Here is a 16,968-nt window from a genome sequence, read left to right on the forward strand (position 1 = left end):
AGCGTTTCCTTTGCTAACCGTAACGATATTAAATTCTCGCCGATCATAGCCTTAAGCCAGTGACTGATCTAGCGCCGCCTCCAGAATATCTCGCGGAAGAGAGACGCCAATAAACACCATCCGGCTTTCACGCCGCTCATCCACCGCCCACGTCGGCCCCAGGTCGCTGCCCATTACCTGATGCACGCCCTGAAAAATGACCTTGCGATCGGTGCCTTGCATATTGAGCACCCCTTTATAGCGCAGCATTTGCGGCCCATGTACCTGCACCACCGCGCCGAGGAAACGCTCTAACCGTGCGGGATCGAAGGGCTTCTCCGCGCGGTAAACAAAACTGCTCACATCATCATGATGGTGGTCATGCTCACAGTGACCGTGCTCGTGATGACAGTGCCCGTGGTTGTCTTCCTCCGGGTAAATATCCAGTACCGCATTGAGGTTAAACCCTTGTACATTCAGCACGTTGTCCAGAGGTACGTCACCAAAATGCGCGGTTTCGACCCCCGCCCGTGGGTTCATTTTTCGCAGCCGGGCGATCAAACGCTGCCGCGACGCCTCGCTGACCAAATCCGCTTTGCTGATAAAAATCCGATCGGCAAACCCCACCTGTCGCCGGGCTTCCGGGCGTTCATCAAGCTGCTGTTCCGCGTGCTTCGCATCTACCAGCGTAATCACCGCATCCAGGTGGTAATTGGCGACAATCTCTTCATCCATAAAGAATGTCTGCACCACCGGCCCCGGGTCGGCCAGCCCCGTGGTTTCAATAAATACGCGGTCAAAATCCAGCGTTCCATCATGCCTTTTAGCCGCCAGCATGGTGAGCGTCGTGCGCAAATCATCGCGTATTGAGCAGCAAATACAGCCGTTGCTCATCTGGACGATTGTTTCTTCGCCGTCGGACACCAGAATGTCATTATCAATATTTTCTTCGCCAAACTCGTTTTCAATCACCGCATATTTATGCCCATGCGCTTCATGCAGAACGCGTTTTAACAGCGTCGTCTTACCCGCACCCAAAAAACCGGTGAGGATTGTGACGGATATCAGCGTCATTCATATTCTCCTGTGAATTGTCAGTACATAGGGCGAAACACCGGCCCCTGCCCTGGCGCACACATCGAGCATAGGCTGGCTTGAAACAGGCTAACATAACGCGCGGCGGGGTTTACTCAAAAGTAAAATGAATGTTAATTATATGTGAAATATATCACTTTTTACGCTGAGAATGTTATTCACTCACCGTCTGAACAAGCGCTATATAGCGCAAAAAAAAGAGCCGAAGAAACGCGTCTTCAGCTCTGAAACGGTGTGACCAGAGGGGGCTACTGCCAGGACGACTTTGTGCCCAGCGCGTATTTCCCCGCCCCCAGAAACGCAATGGCCAGTCCGGCGACAAAGAAATAGACCAGGCTTTCAATTGCCCACGCCCCGGTTTTATCCAGCGCGGCCGTTTTATCCAGGCCAACCATCAGCCAGGCAACAACCATCGTAAACGCCAGCACCAGCGCCGCCGGGCGCGTCAGCACGCCGAGGATCAGCAGGACGGGTGCGACCACTTCCCCCATCAGTACGCCATAGGCAATAAAGCCCGGCAGTCCTTTGGCCACCAGCATCGCGCTAATACCATCCACGCCGTCAAACAATTTGTGTAGCCCGTGGAACAGCATCAGCCCGCCGACCACCAGACGCAGCAGCAGCTTGCCGAAATCATCGCACGCCAGCGTGCGATTTACCGCATTTAACAATGTTGTGATCATTTTCGTTTTTCCCTGTTTTATCCCTGTAGAACACCACGTTACTGCTTCTCATTTACAAAATATACCCGCTGAAAATAAGGGTATTTTTCCGGCGAAACGATGAGATTCATCTAAACTTGTAACCGCTATCACACTTCAGGAGATGGAAAACCATGAAACAAACCGTAGCCAACTACATCGCCAAAACGCTCGAACAGGCAGGCGTCAAACGTATCTGGGGCGTGACGGGCGATTCGCTCAACGGCCTGAGCGACAGCCTGAACCGGATGGGCACGATTGCCTGGATGCCCACGCGCCATGAAGAGGTGGCTGCCTTTGCCGCCGGGGCCGAAGCGCAGCTGACCGGCGAACTGGCGGTCTGCGCAGGATCGTGCGGGCCGGGCAACCTGCACCTGATTAACGGGCTGTTTGACTGTCACCGTAACCACGTTCCCGTGCTCGCCATCGCCGCACATATTCCGTCGAGTGAAATTGGCAGCGGCTATTTTCAGGAGACGCACCCGCAGGAGCTATTCCGTGAATGCAGCCACTATTGCGAGCTGGTCTCCACGCCGGAACAAATTCCGCAGGTGCTGGCGATTGCGATGCGCAAGGCGGTGCTTAATCGCGGCGTGTCGGTGGTGGTTCTGCCGGGCGACGTGGCGCTGAAGGCCGCGCCGGAAAATGCCAGCAGCCAGTGGTACCCGGCCCCGCATCCTATTGTTACGCCGCCACACAGCGAGCTGGAAAAGCTGGCCGAGAAGCTGAAATCGTCGCGCAATATTACGCTGCTGTGCGGCAGCGGCTGCGCCGGGGCGCACGACGAGCTGACGGCGTTTGCCGAAAAGCTTAAATCCCCGATTGTTCACGCGCTGCGCGGTAAAGAACACGTTGAATACGATAACCCTTACGACGTCGGCATGACCGGGCTGATCGGCTTCTCCTCCGGCTTCCATGCCATGATGAACGCCGATACGCTCATACTGCTCGGCACGCAGTTCCCGTACCGCCCGTTCTATCCCACAGAAAGCACCATCATTCAGATAGATATCAACCCTGCCAGCATCGGCGCGCACAGCAAAGTGGATATGGCGCTGGTTGGCGATGTCAAAGCCACCTTAGCCGCGCTGCTGCCGCTGCTGGAAGAGAAAAACGATCGCCGCTTCCTCGACAAAGCGCTGGAGCACTATCACAGCGCGCGCAAGGGACTCGACGATCTGGCGAAGCCCAGCGACAAAGTGATTCACCCGCAGTATCTGGCGCAGCAGATTAGCCATTTTGCTGCCGAAGACGCCATTTTCACCTGCGACGTTGGCACGCCAACGGTGTGGGCCGCCCGCTATTTGCAGATGAACGGCAAGCGCCGCCTGCTCGGCTCCTTCAACCATGGCTCCATGGCCAACGCCATGCCGCAGGCGCTGGGCGCGCAGGCGACAGAACCGGGGCGCCAGGTGGTGGCGATGTGCGGCGACGGCGGCTTTAGCATGCTGATGGGCGATTTCCTTTCAGTGGTGCAGATGAAGCTGCCGATTAAAATCGTGGTCTTTAACAACAGCGTATTGGGCTTTGTGGCGATGGAGATGAAGGCTGGCGGTTATCTGACCGACGGTACCGAGCTGCACGACACGAACTTTGCGCGCATTGCTGAAGCCTGCGGTATTCCCGGCATTCGCGTGGAGAAAGCCGCTGACGTCGACGAGGCTTTGCAGCGCGCCTTCAGCATCGATGGCCCAGTGCTGGTCGACGTCGTTGTCGCGAAAGAGGAGCTGGCCATTCCGCCGCAGGTCAAACTGGAGCAAGCAAAAGGCTTTAGCCTGTATATGCTGCGCGCCATCATCAGCGGACGCGGTGATGAAGTGATCGAACTGGCGAAAACCAACTGGCTCAGGTAAAACAGAGGGCATTCTTCCGAGTTTAAAAAGGAAATGCCGTGATTGATTTACGCAGTGATACCGTAACCCGCCCGACGCGCGCCATGCTGGATACCATGATGGCCGCGCCGGTCGGCGATGATGTGTATGGTGATGATCCCACCGTGAATGCCCTTCAGCAGTACGCCGCCGAGCTGGCCGGCAAAGAGGCGGCGCTGTTCCTGCCTACCGGCACCCAGGCCAACCTGGTGGCGCTGCTGAGCCACTGTGAACGCGGCGAGGAGTACATCGTCGGCCAGGGGGCGCATAACTATCTGTACGAAGCGGGCGGCGCGGCGGTGCTGGGCAGTATTCAGCCGCAGCCGATTGACGCCGCCGGTGATGGCACGCTGCCGCTGGATAAAGTCGCAGCCAAAATCAAAGCCGACGATATTCACTTCGCCCGCACCCGGCTGTTGAGTATTGAAAACACCCACAACGGCAAAGTACTGCCGCGCGCCTATCTCAAAGAGGCCTGGGACTTCACCCGTGCGCGCGGGTTGGCGCTGCACGTCGACGGCGCGCGTATTTTCAACGCGCTGGTCAGCTACGGCTGTGAGCTGAAGGACATCGCCCAATACTGTGACTCGTTCACCATCTGTTTGTCCAAAGGATTGGGCACGCCGGTCGGCTCGCTGCTGGTCGGGGATCACGACTACATCAAACGCGCCAACCGCTGGCGTAAAATGACCGGCGGCGGCATGCGCCAGGCCGGGATTTTAGCCGCCGCAGGGCTGTACGCATTGCAAAACAACGTCGCTCGCCTGCAGGACGATCACGATAACGCCGCCTGGCTTGCCGCCGAACTGCGCGAGGCCGGTGCCGATGTCATGCGCCACGACACCAATATGCTGTTCGTCCGGGTGGGTGAAGAAAACGCCGCGGCGCTGGGCGAATTTATGCAGGCGCGCGGCGTGCTGATAAACGCGTCGCCGATCGTACGCCTGGTGACGCATCTCGACGTCAACCGCCAGCAGCTGACGGAAGTCGTGGGTCACTGGAAAGCCTTTTTAGCCCGCTAAGGAGACAACGTGTCGCAGTCTGTTCTGGTTTTTGGCGCCAGCGGCTACATTGGCCAGCATCTGGTGTCTGAATTAAGCCAGCGCGGCTATGCCGTGCGGGCGGTGGCACGTCGCGTTGAACGGCTACAAAAGCGCAATCTGCCCGGCGTCACCTGCCATTCGGTTGATCTCGAAAAAACCGCCGACCTCTCGGCGCTGCTGAGCGGCGTCGAGACCGTCTACTACCTGGTTCACGGCATGGGCGAGAGCCAGGATTTTCTCGAGCACGAACGCCGGGTAGCGGAAAACGTGCGCGCTGCGCTGCGGGTAAGCCCGGTTAACCAGCTGATTTTCCTGAGCTCTTTACAAGCGCCGGCGCACGAACAATCGCCGCACCTGCGCGCCCGTCAGTTAACCGCCGATATTCTGCGCGATGCGGGCGTACCGGTAAGCGAAGTGCGTGCCGGGATCATCGTCGGCGCGGGCTCCGCGGCGTTTGAAGTGATGCGTGACATGGTCTACAACCTGCCGATACTGACGCCGCCGCGCTGGGTGCGCTCGCGCACCACGCCGATTGCGCTGGAAAATCTGCTGTTCTATCTGGTCGAACTGCTCAACCATCCGTCTCCCGAGCATCGCGTGTTTGAAGCCGCCGGGCCGGAAGAGCTGACCTACCAGCAGCAGTTTGAACATTTTATGGCGGTCAGCGGCCGTCATCGCCCACTGATTCCGATTCCCTTCCCCACTCGCTGGATCTCGGTGTGGTTCCTTAACGTGATCACCTCCGTTCCGCCCACGATCGCCAAGGCCCTGATCCAGGGGCTGAAGCACGATCTGCTGGCTGACGATCGCACCCTGCGCGCGCTGATCCCACAAACGCTGATCCCGTTCGATGAGGCGGTACGCCGTACGCTTGAAGAAGAGAAAAGCCTGGTCAACTCCAGCGACTGGGGCTACGACGCGCAGGCTTTCGCTCGCTGGCGTCCGGAATACGGATTTTTTGCCAAACAGGCCGGCTTTACCGTCAGCACGTCCGCCAGCCTGACCGCACTATGGGCGGTGGTTAACCGTCTGGGCGGTAAAGAAGGCTATTTCTTTGGCAATATACTTTGGAAAACGCGCGCGGCAATGGATCTGCTGGTGGGACACCGACTGGCGAAAGGGCGCCCGGAGCGCCCGCTGCTTCAGCCCGGCGATGCGGTCGACAGCTGGAAAGTGATCATTGTTGAACCCGAAAAAGCGCTGACGCTCCTCTTCGGCATGAAGGCGCCCGGCCTTGGTCGCCTGAGCTTCACGATGGTCGACAAAGGCAGCCATCGGGAACTTGACGTGCGCGCCTGGTGGCATCCGCACGGTATGCCAGGATTACTCTACTGGTTGTTGATGATTCCAGCACATCTGTTCATCTTCCGCGGAATGGCACGGCGTATTGCCCGCCTGGCAGAAGAAGTCACAGGAAAAAATGCGCATTAACCCTTTTTCGTCTTAGTTTCCCATTGCATACGAGTGAAATAAACGGAAGAATGCGCACGAAACTCTTTTTTAACACTGTGGATGATTATGAAGGTACTGGTCACCGGCGCCACGAGCGGATTAGGCAGAAACGCAGTTGAGTATCTGCGCCGTAAGGGCATTAGCGTCAGAGCGAGCGGTCGCAATGAAGCGATGGGCAAACTGCTGGAGAAAATGGGCGCCGAATTCGTCCATGCTGACCTGACCGAGCTGGTCTCCTCTCAGGCCAAAGTGATGCTGGCCGGCGTCGACACCCTGTGGCACTGCTCTAGCTTCACCTCGCCGTGGGGCACCCAGGCCGCGTTTGACCTCGCCAACGTCCGTGCCACCCGCCGTCTGGGAGAATGGGCTGTCGCCTGGGGCGTACGCAACTTTATCCATATCTCGTCGCCGTCGCTCTACTTTGACTACCACCATCATCGGGACATCAAAGAAGATTTTCGTCCTCACCGTTTTGCCAACGAATTTGCCCGCAGCAAAGCCGCCAGCGAAGAGGTCATTCAGATGCTGGCGCAGGCTAACCCGAACACGCGTTTCACCATTCTGCGTCCGCAGAGCGTCTTTGGCCCGCACGATAAAGTGTTTATTCCGCGCCTGGCGCAGATGATGCACCATTACGGCAGCGTGCTGCTGCCGCGCGGCGGCCACGCGATGGTCGACATGACCTACTACGAGAACGCCGCCCACGCCATGTGGCTCGCCAGCCAGCCGCGCTGTGACGACCTGCCTTCAGGCCGCGCCTATAACATTACCAACGGCGAACCCCGCACGCTGCGCAGCATCGTTGAGCGCTTAATTGACGAACTGGATATCACCTGCCGCATTCGCTCCGTGCCTTACCCCATGCTGGATATGATTGCCCGCAGCATGGAGCGGTTTGGCAATAAATCTGCCAAAGAACCGTCGCTGACCCACTACGGGGTATCGAAGCTCAGCTTTGACTTTACGCTCGATATCAGCCGCGCCCGCGAAGAGCTAGGCTACGAGCCGGTCGTTTCGCTGGACGACGGTATTATTCGTACCGCCGCCTGGCTTGAGGATCACGGCAAGCTGCACCGTTAGGGCTTAGCCCTGGCCGTATTTTTCCAGCAGCGCCTCGGCAATCGCCAGGCTTTCCATATCCGCTACGCCGTCATAGCGCGCCGGGCGGAAATGCATCTGGAAGGCGGCAATCACCCGCATCTGCTGCATTCGCGTCATATTCGGTTTGACGTCGTAGCCATAGCGCGCCAGCAAATCCAGCAGGGTATATGAGGCAATTGGCGCATTTGGCGAGCGGCCGTTCAAATAGAAGGCCACGCGGCTGGCATCCGGCCACGCGCCAATCCCCTGCTGCGCCAGCGCCTGCCACGGGAACAGCGGGCCCGGATCATCCTTACGCTGCGGCGCGATATCCGAATGCGCCACCACGTTTTGCGGCTCAATGTTGTAGCGCTTGATGATGTCTTTCGCCAGCGGTATTAACGCCTGGATTTGCGTCGGTTCAAACGGCGTGAAGGACTTCGTCCCCCCCGACTTCTGCCAGCCGAGGTTTTCCAGCTCGATACCGATTGACGTGTCGTTGATGCGCGTCGCGCCGCGCCAGAAGCTCACACCGGCATGCCAGGCAAGCTCTGACTCCGGCACCAGCCGCCAGATTCGCGGCTTGCCGCGCGTTAGCGGCGGCACCGCGGGAATGAGATAGTGCACGCTGACCTGCTGACCGGTTAGCGTGGTCAGCGAACCGTCGAAATCATCCGCCGTATAGTGAATAACCAGTACCTTAACGCGTGGATAAGCGGCAGGCGCGGAACGGCTGGTATCCAGCACGTATCCAGGCTTTTCAATGACCGCTTTTTTTTCTTCCCCGGCACACCCCGCCAGCAGCATCGCCAGCATCATTACGGTCAGAAAACGTTTCATTTGCGCGTTTTGACCGCCGTACCGCTCACGCTCACCATCAGCATGCTGCTGTCTTTGCCCACGGTTTCATAATCGATATCAATCCCGACAACCGCATCAGCGCCCAGCGCTGCGGCCTGCTCGCCGAGTTCTTTAAAGGCAATCTCACGCGCTTTGCGCAGCTCTTTTTCATACGCGCCCGAACGTCCGCCAACAATATCGCGAATGCCAGCGAAGAAATCGCGAAAAATATTCGCGCCCAGAATCGCCTCGCCGGTCACCACGCCGCAGTATTCGACAATTGGTTGCCCTTCGAGGGTGGGGGTAGTTGAAAATTGCATGGACAGCTCCTTCGTTAACGTTCAATGCCTTAGCGCTTAGTGCTAAACACATTATCGGACCGATACGCTATGCTTGAAAAGGGATTACTCCATTATCGTATACGTAAATCTCGCCCGCCGCATGGCGGCGGTTGATACGCCGGCCCCCGGCGTAGAAGCGACTAATGTTGAGACGGCTAACAAGGAATCACTATGCGTTACTCCAACCTTGCATTTATCCTCCCTGCCGCGCTGCTGCTGAGCGCCTGCACCACTGTCACCCCTGCTTACAAAGATACCGGCGCGCGCGTCGGGCAATGCGTGGAAGGCGGCCCGGACACCGTGGCACAAAAATTTTATGACAGCCAGATCCAGCGTCGGACCAGCGACTACACCGCGCTGCGGCCGTATCTGAGCGATGGGCTGGCCAAACTGCTGAGCGACAGCAGCCAGGACGCCAGCACGCGCACGCTGATGCAGTCGGGGCTGTTCTCCAGCAGCACCGCCGTACCGGATAGCGCCGACGTCGCCAGCGCCTCGACCATTCCTAACACCGACGCGCGCAATATTCCGCTACGCGTCGACTTGAAACAGGGAACCCAAAGCTGGAAAGACGAAGTGCTGATGATTCGCGAAGGTCAGTGCTGGGCGGTGGATGACGTGCGTTATCTCGGCAACAATAGCCATGCGCCAGCGGGCACGCTGCGCCAATCTCTCGAAAAACGTTAATAAAGTGTAAACAAATTCTGCTATATCCTTTATCCCGGCAAAATGTCTGGCATTCTCCGTGGAATGCCGACATTTATACCCCGCGCCCACCCCGACCGTTATTTTGTGCTAACTTTAAAAGAAAAGTTGGTTTATATTTAAGTTTTAACGCACAAATATTGCATAACTATTCTGTCAAAGGTACTATTTGCGGCCTCAATTGCTGATAATTCCTCTACGGCTGATACCTTCAGCGGGGAAATGTAAGAGCGGCAGCAGAGTAAGCACCTGGCGTTTCCAGGGCGAGGACAACTCTTTCGTGACGGGTATCAATGAGCATTAAATTAGACGGCATTAACTGCTTTTATGGCGCGCATCAGGCGCTGTTCGACATCACGCTGCAGTGCCCGGAGGGCGAAACGCTGGTACTGCTTGGCCCAAGCGGCGCGGGTAAAAGCTCCCTGCTGCGCGTGCTGAATCTGCTGGAGATGCCGAAGTCCGGTACTCTGGCGATTGCGGGTAATCATTTCGATTTTGCCAAAACGCCGTCAGATAAAGCGATTCGCGAACTGCGTCAAAACGTCGGCATGGTCTTCCAGCAGTACAACCTCTGGCCGCACCTGACCGTGGTTCAGAATCTGATCGAAGCGCCGTGCCGCGTGCTGGGGCTGAGTAAAGATCAGGCGATGGCGCGCGCGGAAAAACTGCTCGAGCGTTTACGCCTCAAACCGTTCAGCGACCGCTATCCGCTGCACCTGTCCGGCGGTCAGCAGCAGCGTGTGGCGATCGCCCGCGCGCTGATGATGGAGCCGCAGGTGCTGCTGTTTGATGAGCCCACCGCCGCCCTTGATCCGGAAATCACCGCCCAAATCGTCAGCATCATTCATGAACTGGCTGAAACCAACATTACCCAGGTCATCGTCACCCACGAAGTGGAAGTGGCACGCAAGACCGCCAGCCGCGTGGTGTACATGGAAAACGGTTATATCGTCGAACAAGGCGATGCAAGCTGCTTTAACAGCCCACAGACCGAGGCTTTTAGAAATTATCTTTCTCACTGAGAACAGGACAATGATCATGAAAAAAGTACTGATTGCCGCGCTGCTCGCTAGCGTCAGCCTCTCCGCTGCCGCTGCTCAAACTATCCGTTTTGCGACCGAAGCATCCTACCCTCCATTTGAGTCGATGGATGCCAACAACCAGATCGTCGGCTTCGACGTGGATCTGGCCAACGCGCTGTGTAAAGAGATCGACGCGACCTGTACCTTCAGCAACCAATCTTTCGATAGCCTGATCCCTAGCCTGAAGTTCCGCCGTATTGACGCGGTGATGGCCGGTATGGATATCACCCCTGAGCGTGAAAAACAGGTTCTGTTCACCACTCCGTACTATGATAACTCCGCGCTGTTTGTCGGCGTGAAGGGCAAGTTCACCGGCATCGATCAGCTGAAAGGCAAAAAAGTCGGCGTACAGAACGGCACCACGCACCAGAAATTTATCATGGATAAACATCCGGAAATTACCACCGTGCCTTACGACAGCTATCAGAACGCGAAGCTGGACCTGCAAAACGGCCGTATTGATGCCGTCTTCGGCGACACCGCCGTGGTTACCGAATGGCTGAAAGATAACGACAAGCTGGCCGCCGTTGGCGACAAGGTGACCGACAAAGGTTACTTCGGCACCGGCCTGGGCATTGCCGTACGTCAGGGCAACACCGAGCTGCAGCAGAAATTTAACGCTGCGCTGGAAAAAGTGAAAAAAGATGGCACTTACCAAACCATCTACGCTAAATGGTTCCAGAAGTAAGACTTGATGAACGAAATGTTTCCTTTAGCAAGCGCCGCCGGTATGACCGTCGGCCTTGCCGTTTGTGCACTGGTTATCGGGCTCGCGCTGGCAATGTTCTTTGCGGTGTGGGAGTCGGTTAAATGGCGCCCTATCGCATGGCTCGGCTCCGCGCTGGTCACCGTGCTGCGCGGTCTACCGGAAATCCTGGTGGTGCTGTTTATCTACTTCGGCTCTTCACAGCTGCTGTTGACGCTGTCCGACGGTTTTACGATTAACCTCGGCATCGTGCAGATTCCGGTTCAGATGCAGATCGAAAACTTCGACGTCAGCCCGTTCCTGTGCGGCGTGATTGCCCTCTCCCTGCTCTATGCCGCTTACGCCTCGCAGACCCTGCGCGGCGCACTGAAAGCGGTACCGGCGGGCCAGTGGGAATCCGGCCAGGCGCTGGGGATGTCGAAAAGTGCTATCTTCTTCCGTCTGGTGATGCCGCAGATGTGGCGACACGCGCTGCCGGGCCTCGGCAACCAGTGGCTGGTACTGCTGAAAGATACCGCGCTGGTATCGCTGATTAGCGTGAACGACCTGATGCTGCAAACCAAAAGCATCGCGACGCGTACCCAGGAGCCGTTTACCTGGTACATCGTGGCGGCGGCTATCTATCTGGTGATCACGCTGCTGAGCCAGTACATCCTCAAACGCATTGACCTGCGTACCACTCGCTTCGAACGGAGACCAGGCTGATGCTCGAGTATTTACCGGAACTGATGAAAGGGCTGCATACCAGCCTGACGCTGACCGTCGCCTCCATTGTGGTGGCGCTGGTACTGGCGCTGATCTTCACCATCATCCTGACGCTGAAAACGCCGGTGCTGGTGTGGCTGGTACGCGGCTACATCACGCTGTTTACCGGCACGCCGCTGCTGGTGCAGATCTTCCTGATTTACTACGGCCCGGGTCAGTTCCCGACGTTGCAAAACTATCCGGTGCTGTGGCATCTGCTCTCCGAGCCGTGGCTATGCGCGCTGATTGCCCTGTCGCTCAACAGCGCCGCCTATACCACGCAGCTGTTCTTTGGTGCGATCCGCGCCATTCCGGAAGGCCAGTGGCAGTCCTGTAACGCGCTGGGGATGAGTAAGAAAGATACGCTGGCGATCCTGCTGCCGTACGCCTTTAAACGTGCGCTCTCTTCCTACTCCAACGAAGTGGTGCTGGTGTTCAAGAGTACGTCGCTGGCCTATACCATCACGCTGATGGAGGTAATGGGCCACGGGCAGCTGCTGTACGGACGCACCTATGACGTGATGGTCTTTGGTGCCGCCGGGCTGGTGTATCTCGTCGTCAACGGCCTGCTGACGCTGCTGATGCGCCTGATTGAGCGCAAAGCGCTGGCCTTTGAGCGCCGCGACTAGTTTTTGCATAACCATTAAATTCCGAAACGGATAAGCCGCTGGTCTATCCGTTTTTTTTTGCAAAAATGAAAATATTTACTCAACTATATTGCATATAAATTCACTAAGTGGCATTGTAGCTCCATGCCACACGCAGGGCAGCAACCATAAGCGAGACAGACAGGAGCTCATCCATGAAAAAATTAGTATTGGCCGCCTTACTGGCCACCGTTGCCGCAGGCGCCCAGGCCGCAGAAAAAATCAGCTTCGGCGTGTCCGCTACCTATCCGCCGTTTGAGTCCATGGATGCGAACAACCAGATCGTCGGCTTTGATATCGACCTTGCTAACGCGCTGTGCAAACAAATTCAGGCCGAATGTACCTTTACCAACCACGCGTTTGACAGCCTGATCCCGGCGCTGAAATTTAAGAAATACGATGCGGTGATCTCCGGTATGGACATCACGCCTGAGCGTAGCAAACAGGTCGCGTTTACCGATGCCTACTATGCTAACTCGGCGCTGGTAATTGCCAAAAAAGGCGAATTCAAAACCTTTGATGACCTGAAAGGCAAACGTATCGGTATGGAAAACGGGACGACCCACCAGAAATACCTGATGGACAAGCATCCGGAAGTGAAAACCGTCGCCTATGACAGCTACCAGAATGCGATTATCGACCTGAAAAATGGCCGTATCGACGGCGTCTTCGGCGATACCGCCGTGGTCAACGAATGGCTGAAAACGAACCCGCAGCTGGGTGCGGCCACTGAGAAAGTCACCGATCCGCAGTACTTCGGCATTGGCCTTGGCATCGCGGTACGCCCGGACAACAAAGCGCTGCTGGAGCAGCTGAACGGTGCACTCAAAGCGATTAAAGCAGACGGTACCTATCAGAAAATCAGCGACAAATGGTTCGCTGAGTAAGTGCCCTCACCCGGTAAGCGCCCTGCTTACCGGGTTTTCTCATCTATAACGGCACGAAAAAGCGGAAGCAAGCGCCCGCAGAGGCCTCCATCAGGCGAATACTGCCGCCGTGCAGTTCCAGCATACGCCGCACAATCAGCAGCCCCAGGCCACCGCGATTTTCTCTCACGCTTTGCGCACTCAGCGCGGAAGGACGCTGGAATAACGCCTCACGCAGCGCTTCATCGACGCCAGGCCCGCTGTCAGCAACCTCCACCTGAAGACGTTCATTTTCCTGCCAGACGCGCAGCATCACCGTGCCACCGGGCGGCGTGTGACGCACGGCGTTATCCAGCAGGTTAGTGACCACCCGCTCAATCATCGAAACATCGGCGTTCAGCAGCGGCAGCGCGCGCGGGATCTCGACCTTGAGGGTTAAGCGCCGGGTCTCAATCGCCAGATCGAATTTCTGTGCCACATCCTGAATTAATTCACCTATCGCAAACGGTTCGAGCTGTGGCTTGATCCCGCCGTGCTCCAGCTTCGCCAGCTCAAACAGCTGCTGTGAGAGATGACGAACCTTGTGCCCCTGGCGTAGCGCCACGGCCAAGTACTGCCGGTTATCCTCCGGTGAGAGCGTGTCGGCTTTCATCGATAGCGTCTCCAGATAGCCCAGCAGTGAGGTTAACGGAGTGCGCAAATCATGGGAAATATTGGCAATAAACTCGCGGCGCTGACGATCGCTATCGGAAAGCTGATCCCACTGGCTGGCAATTTTGCGCGCCAGCTCAATATAGGTATTACGCAATATTGCCACTTCATTAGAGCCATCGGCCTGCAGCGGCTGCTGCGCCAGCTGCCTGATTGCGCTGATGCTGTCCTGATCCACCCCTTGCACATGGGCGGTAAGCTGGCGCACCGGACGGGCGACCCAGTACCACACCAGCGTTCCCGCCAGCAGGCCAAACAGCGCCACCAGCAGCAGCGACCAAAGGAAGGTGCTCCACAGCGCCTTGTGCCACGCGCTCTCCGCCAGCGCATTGAGGTTTTCCCCCTCAAGAATGATGTAGAGATAACCGTGCAGGTTGCCGTTGAGCAAAACCGGTGCCACGCTGAAGACTTTCTGTTTATCCTGGCTGCGCGGGTCGTCGCCGTACACCGGCCACGCCGCGCCGTCGAGGAAGGCCCGCAGCGGCGCGAGGTCAATCTGCTGGCGCTTGATGTGGCCAGGCGGTGCAGCATCGGCGACAATCGTACCGTCGTGCGAGATAAGGTACAGCTCTACGCTCGGGTTAAGCGTCATCAGGCGGTCAAACAACGTTTTCAGGGTCTGGCGATTAACGCCACCCTGCGCATCCAGCAGCGGCTCGCGATTGACGATTTGCTGCGCCAGGCCCGCCGACAGCCGCTGAACCATCGCATTACCGAACTGGCTGCTGTTGTAAAGCTGCACGCTGCACGCCGCAATCGCGCACAGCAGCAAAATGGCGGTAAACACCAGCGTCAGCCGCTGGCTCAGGCTCAACCGTCGGCTCATGGTGCAGGTTTCCTTTTGTCGGTGGCAAACTTATAGCCTTTTCCCCAGACGGTGAGAATGATTTCCGGCTCGGCGGGGTCTTTCTCTATTTTCACCCGCAGGCGGTTGATATGGGTATTGACCGTGTGTTCATACCCTTCATGCTGATAGCCCCACACGCTATCGAGCAACGACAGACGCGAAAAGACCTCTCCCGGATGGCGAGCAAACCAGTACAGCAGATCAAATTCACGCGGGGTTAGCTCAACGGACTCGCCGTGCAGCCGCACTTCACGGGAGAGCGGATCGATGGTCAGACCGTGGCAGGCAATCGCCCCGCTCTCCAGGCGGATGCTCTGCCCCATCGCTTCCTGACGGCGAAACAGCGCTTTAACGCGGGCAATCAACTCCAGCAGCGAAAAAGGTTTCGGCAGGTAGTCGTCGGCCCCCATCTCCAGCCCCAGGACACGGTGCGTTTCACTGGTGCGGGCGCTGATAATGATCACCGGTAAATAGCGCGTCATTTGCCGGATGCGGCGGCAGATCTCCAGCCCGTCGACGCCGGGCAGCATTAAATCAAGGATCACCGCGTCCCAGACCGATGCCTCAAGCTGCGCCAGCGCGCGCGTGCCGTCCGCCTCGTGAACGATTTGGTATCCTTCATCCTGCAAATTGAGCCGCAGCAGAGTTGCGATGTCCTGGTCGTCTTCCACCAGCAAGATTTTCTTTGCGCTATTCATAACATTCCACCCACGCTTTTTTTCAAGCTTAACCCAGCCGGGCGCCGTGAGTTATCACATTTTATTTAAACTTCCGTGAGGACATGGTGATGAGCTGCGCGCGATGCTGTCGGTGCACAACATCAACCATGAGGACAGACGATGAAAAAGATAATGATTGCTACCGCCGCGCTCGGCGCCCTGCTGATGGCGAGCGTGCACGCCGCCGAGCCAATGCATGACGGCATGGCCAAACCCCACGATAAAATGTGCCAGGACACGATGTGCAAAGAGAAGATGGCCAAAGACGGTATGCAAAAAGACGGCATGAAAAAAGAGGCCATGAAAGGAGAGAAGATGAAGCAAGGCAATATGTCGCCTCAGACCATGAGCCACTAGCCATTGTAACCGCCCGGCAGCGCTGCACCTGCCGGGCTTGGGCACGCTAGCAGCGAACCAGCAGCGTCAACACCTCGTAATGGGCGGTGTGCGGGAACATATCAAACAGCTGTACTTTCTCGATACGGTACCCCGGCAGATGGGCAAAATCTTTGGCCATGGTCTGCGCATTACAGCTGGAGTAGACGAGGTACTGCGGCGCCATCGCGCTGAGGTAGTCGCACAGCGCTTTGCCAATGCCGCGGCGCGGCGGGTTGACCAGCACCAGTTGCGGAGTAGCGGCCTGGGCGGTGGCAAACTGGGTCGAATCCAGCGCCTGGAAATGCAGCTTGCCCAGCCCCAGCTCTGCCGCCGACTGCTTCGCACAGGCAATAGCCTCCGGGGCAATCTCAATGCCGGTCAGGGTCATGTCCGGCGTCGCGCAGTGCAGCCCAAAGCCGCCGACGCCGCAAAACAGATCCCACATATGATCGACCGGCAGCGCCCGCACCCAGTCGCGCGCCGTGGCGTACAGGGCGCTGGCGACAGCGGGGTTGGTCTGGAAGAAGCTCTGCGGGCGAATCCACAGCGGAACGTCATTAAACCGCTCCGCCAGCGCCTGCTGCTCGGTAAAGAAAATCTCCTGTTCGCCTTCCATAATCGCCATGTGTACCGGCTGAATGTTGGCGGTGATCACCTTAAGCTGCGGCAGCTGGGCCTGAAGCCAGGGTAATGCGGCGCGCAGCTGCGCGAGCTTACTGTCCGAACGCAGCACAAAGCGCAGCATCATGCCGCCGTCGAGCTGGCTTTCCGTCAGCAGCAGGTACTTCAGCTCGCCGCGCCTGCGCGCCACGTTGTAGGGCGTCAGCCCGGCGCGGGCGATAAACGGTTTGAGCGCAGCAAATACCGGGGCAAACGAGGCCGGATACAGCGGACAGTCGGTCAGATCTTCCGGCGTCCCGTCGCGATGCAGCATGCCCAGCAGCGGACGTTCTACGCTACCGCTGACCACCATTTTGGCTTTATTGCGAAACCCCTGCTCGGGGCCAGACACGGGTGCGCACCATCCCGCCACGGGAAACGCCGCCAGCAGCGTCTGGAGGTCGGCCATTTTGGCGGCCAGCTGTTCGGCGACGGGCTGCTCAATCCACTGACATGAACGGCAACGATCGGCATCATAGAGTGCGCACTGCATAGAAAAAC

General features: G+C 57.5%; 18 protein-coding genes. 11 read left to right on the top strand and 7 right to left on the bottom strand.

The features are described from left to right. Positions 1–51: 51 nt before the first annotated feature. Together H7R56_RS15970 and H7R56_RS15975 are read right to left on the bottom strand one after the other, a co-directional pair. Positions 52–1,053, bottom strand: a complete 1,002-nt coding sequence (locus tag H7R56_RS15970) for a CobW family GTP-binding protein (RefSeq protein WP_106924477.1) — start codon at positions 1,051–1,053, stop codon at positions 52–54. 269 nt (positions 1,054–1,322) lie between these two features. Continuing rightward, positions 1,323–1,757 carry a DoxX family protein gene (locus H7R56_RS15975; protein WP_106924478.1) on the bottom strand — a complete coding sequence of 145 codons (435 nt, stop codon included), beginning with the start codon at positions 1,755–1,757 and terminating at the stop codon, positions 1,323–1,325. Between the two features lie 152 nt (positions 1,758–1,909). Between H7R56_RS15975 and poxB the strand changes: the two genes are divergently transcribed. From poxB to H7R56_RS15995, 4 genes are all read left to right on the top strand, one after another. Then, positions 1,910–3,628: a ubiquinone-dependent pyruvate dehydrogenase gene (poxB, locus tag H7R56_RS15980; RefSeq protein ID WP_106924479.1), complete on the top strand. Its 1,719-nt coding sequence runs from the start codon at positions 1,910–1,912 to the stop codon at positions 3,626–3,628. Positions 3,629–3,666: 38 nt separating this feature from the next. Further along, positions 3,667–4,668 (top strand): low-specificity L-threonine aldolase, encoded by a 1,002-nt coding sequence (gene ltaE, locus H7R56_RS15985; RefSeq protein WP_106924480.1) that lies wholly within the window; start codon positions 3,667–3,669, stop codon positions 4,666–4,668. 9 nt (positions 4,669–4,677) lie between these two features. Beyond that, positions 4,678–6,120, top strand: a complete 1,443-nt coding sequence (locus H7R56_RS15990) for a DUF2867 domain-containing protein (RefSeq protein WP_106924481.1) — start codon at positions 4,678–4,680, stop codon at positions 6,118–6,120. Between the two features lie 87 nt (positions 6,121–6,207). Beyond that, the gene (locus H7R56_RS15995; RefSeq protein ID WP_182928305.1) at positions 6,208–7,221 is read left to right on the top strand and encodes an NAD-dependent epimerase/dehydratase family protein; all 1,014 of its coding nucleotides are present in this window, start codon (positions 6,208–6,210) and stop codon (positions 7,219–7,221) included. Positions 7,222–7,224: 3 nt separating this feature from the next. On the opposite strand, the gene H7R56_RS16000 is transcribed toward H7R56_RS15995, so the two are convergent. Further along, positions 7,225–8,061, bottom strand: coding sequence for an N-acetylmuramoyl-L-alanine amidase (locus H7R56_RS16000; RefSeq protein WP_106924482.1), 837 nt, complete (start codon positions 8,059–8,061; stop codon positions 7,225–7,227). After that, positions 8,058–8,381: a heavy metal-binding domain-containing protein gene (locus H7R56_RS16005; protein ID WP_106924483.1), complete on the bottom strand. Its 324-nt coding sequence runs from the start codon at positions 8,379–8,381 to the stop codon at positions 8,058–8,060. Before H7R56_RS16005 ends, H7R56_RS16000 begins: the two co-directional genes overlap by 4 nt. A gap of 192 nt (positions 8,382–8,573) precedes the next feature. Between H7R56_RS16005 and H7R56_RS16010 the strand changes: the two genes are divergently transcribed. The 6 genes from H7R56_RS16010 (at position 8,574) to artJ (ending at position 13,173) form a co-directional block, all read left to right on the top strand. Further along, on the top strand, positions 8,574–9,089 hold the full coding sequence (locus tag H7R56_RS16010) for a lipoprotein (RefSeq protein WP_106924484.1): 516 nt from the start codon (positions 8,574–8,576) through the stop codon (positions 9,087–9,089). Between the two features lie 311 nt (positions 9,090–9,400). Further along, the gene (gene artP, locus H7R56_RS16015) at positions 9,401–10,129 is read left to right on the top strand and encodes an arginine ABC transporter ATP-binding protein ArtP (protein WP_106924485.1); all 729 of its coding nucleotides are present in this window, start codon (positions 9,401–9,403) and stop codon (positions 10,127–10,129) included. 16 nt (positions 10,130–10,145) lie between these two features. After that, on the top strand, positions 10,146–10,877 hold the full coding sequence (gene artI / locus H7R56_RS16020) for an arginine ABC transporter substrate-binding protein ArtI (RefSeq protein ID WP_106924486.1): 732 nt from the start codon (positions 10,146–10,148) through the stop codon (positions 10,875–10,877). 6 nt (positions 10,878–10,883) lie between these two features. Beyond that, a complete protein-coding gene (artQ, locus tag H7R56_RS16025) occupies positions 10,884–11,600 on the top strand; it encodes an arginine ABC transporter permease ArtQ (RefSeq protein WP_106924487.1) in 717 nt (238 codons plus the stop codon). Next, a complete protein-coding gene (artM, locus tag H7R56_RS16030) occupies positions 11,600–12,268 on the top strand; it encodes an arginine ABC transporter permease ArtM (RefSeq protein ID WP_106924488.1) in 669 nt (222 codons plus the stop codon). The genes artQ and artM overlap by 1 nt, the downstream gene beginning before the upstream one ends. A 173-nt stretch (positions 12,269–12,441) precedes the next feature. Continuing rightward, entirely contained in the window at positions 12,442–13,173 is a 732-nt protein-coding gene (artJ, locus tag H7R56_RS16035) for an arginine ABC transporter substrate-binding protein ArtJ (RefSeq protein WP_106924489.1), read from the top strand. 43 nt (positions 13,174–13,216) lie between these two features. On the opposite strand, the gene H7R56_RS16040 is transcribed toward artJ, so the two are convergent. Next, positions 13,217–14,689, bottom strand: coding sequence for a sensor histidine kinase (locus H7R56_RS16040; RefSeq protein ID WP_106924490.1), 1,473 nt, complete (start codon positions 14,687–14,689; stop codon positions 13,217–13,219). Beyond that, positions 14,686–15,408, bottom strand: coding sequence for a response regulator transcription factor (locus H7R56_RS16045; RefSeq protein WP_106924491.1), 723 nt, complete (start codon positions 15,406–15,408; stop codon positions 14,686–14,688). The genes H7R56_RS16040 and H7R56_RS16045 overlap by 4 nt, the downstream gene beginning before the upstream one ends. Positions 15,409–15,549: 141 nt before the next feature. On the opposite strand from H7R56_RS16045, the gene H7R56_RS16050 reads away from it, so the two are divergent. Continuing rightward, positions 15,550–15,786: a pentapeptide MXKDX repeat protein gene (locus H7R56_RS16050; protein ID WP_106924492.1), complete on the top strand. Its 237-nt coding sequence runs from the start codon at positions 15,550–15,552 to the stop codon at positions 15,784–15,786. Between the two features lie 46 nt (positions 15,787–15,832). On the opposite strand, the gene rlmC is transcribed toward H7R56_RS16050, so the two are convergent. Next, positions 15,833–16,960 carry a 23S rRNA (uracil(747)-C(5))-methyltransferase RlmC gene (rlmC, locus tag H7R56_RS16055; RefSeq protein ID WP_106924493.1) on the bottom strand — a complete coding sequence of 376 codons (1,128 nt, stop codon included), beginning with the start codon at positions 16,958–16,960 and terminating at the stop codon, positions 15,833–15,835. Positions 16,961–16,968 lie beyond the last annotated feature (8 nt).

This window comes from Klebsiella sp. WP3-W18-ESBL-02 (genome assembly GCF_014168815.1).
GTDB lineage: Bacteria > Pseudomonadota > Gammaproteobacteria > Enterobacterales > Enterobacteriaceae > Kluyvera > Kluyvera ascorbata_B.

Bases quoted from the DNA above. Each gene is read 5' to 3' on its own strand.
- H7R56_RS15970 (WP_106924477.1), bottom strand. From the start codon at position 1,053: ATGACGCTGATATCCGTCACAATCCTCACCGGTTTTTTGGGTGCGGGT.
- H7R56_RS15975 (WP_106924478.1), bottom strand. From the start codon at position 1,757: ATGATCACAACATTGTTAAATGCGGTAAATCGCACGCTGGCGTGCGAT.
- poxB (WP_106924479.1), top strand. From the start codon at position 1,910: ATGAAACAAACCGTAGCCAACTACATCGCCAAAACGCTCGAACAGGCA.
- H7R56_RS15995 (WP_182928305.1), top strand. From the start codon at position 6,208: ATGAAGGTACTGGTCACCGGCGCCACGAGCGGATTAGGCAGAAACGCA.
- H7R56_RS16000 (WP_106924482.1), bottom strand. From the start codon at position 8,061: ATGAAACGTTTTCTGACCGTAATGATGCTGGCGATGCTGCTGGCGGGG.
- H7R56_RS16005 (WP_106924483.1), bottom strand. From the start codon at position 8,381: ATGCAATTTTCAACTACCCCCACCCTCGAAGGGCAACCAATTGTCGAA.
- H7R56_RS16010 (WP_106924484.1), top strand. From the start codon at position 8,574: ATGCGTTACTCCAACCTTGCATTTATCCTCCCTGCCGCGCTGCTGCTG.
- artP (WP_106924485.1), top strand. From the start codon at position 9,401: ATGAGCATTAAATTAGACGGCATTAACTGCTTTTATGGCGCGCATCAG.
- artI (WP_106924486.1), top strand. From the start codon at position 10,146: ATGAAAAAAGTACTGATTGCCGCGCTGCTCGCTAGCGTCAGCCTCTCC.
- artQ (WP_106924487.1), top strand. From the start codon at position 10,884: ATGAACGAAATGTTTCCTTTAGCAAGCGCCGCCGGTATGACCGTCGGC.
- artM (WP_106924488.1), top strand. From the start codon at position 11,600: ATGCTCGAGTATTTACCGGAACTGATGAAAGGGCTGCATACCAGCCTG.
- artJ (WP_106924489.1), top strand. From the start codon at position 12,442: ATGAAAAAATTAGTATTGGCCGCCTTACTGGCCACCGTTGCCGCAGGC.
- H7R56_RS16040 (WP_106924490.1), bottom strand. From the start codon at position 14,689: ATGAGCCGACGGTTGAGCCTGAGCCAGCGGCTGACGCTGGTGTTTACC.
- H7R56_RS16045 (WP_106924491.1), bottom strand. From the start codon at position 15,408: ATGAATAGCGCAAAGAAAATCTTGCTGGTGGAAGACGACCAGGACATC.
- H7R56_RS16050 (WP_106924492.1), top strand. From the start codon at position 15,550: ATGAAAAAGATAATGATTGCTACCGCCGCGCTCGGCGCCCTGCTGATG.
- rlmC (WP_106924493.1), bottom strand. From the start codon at position 16,960: ATGCAGTGCGCACTCTATGATGCCGATCGTTGCCGTTCATGTCAGTGG.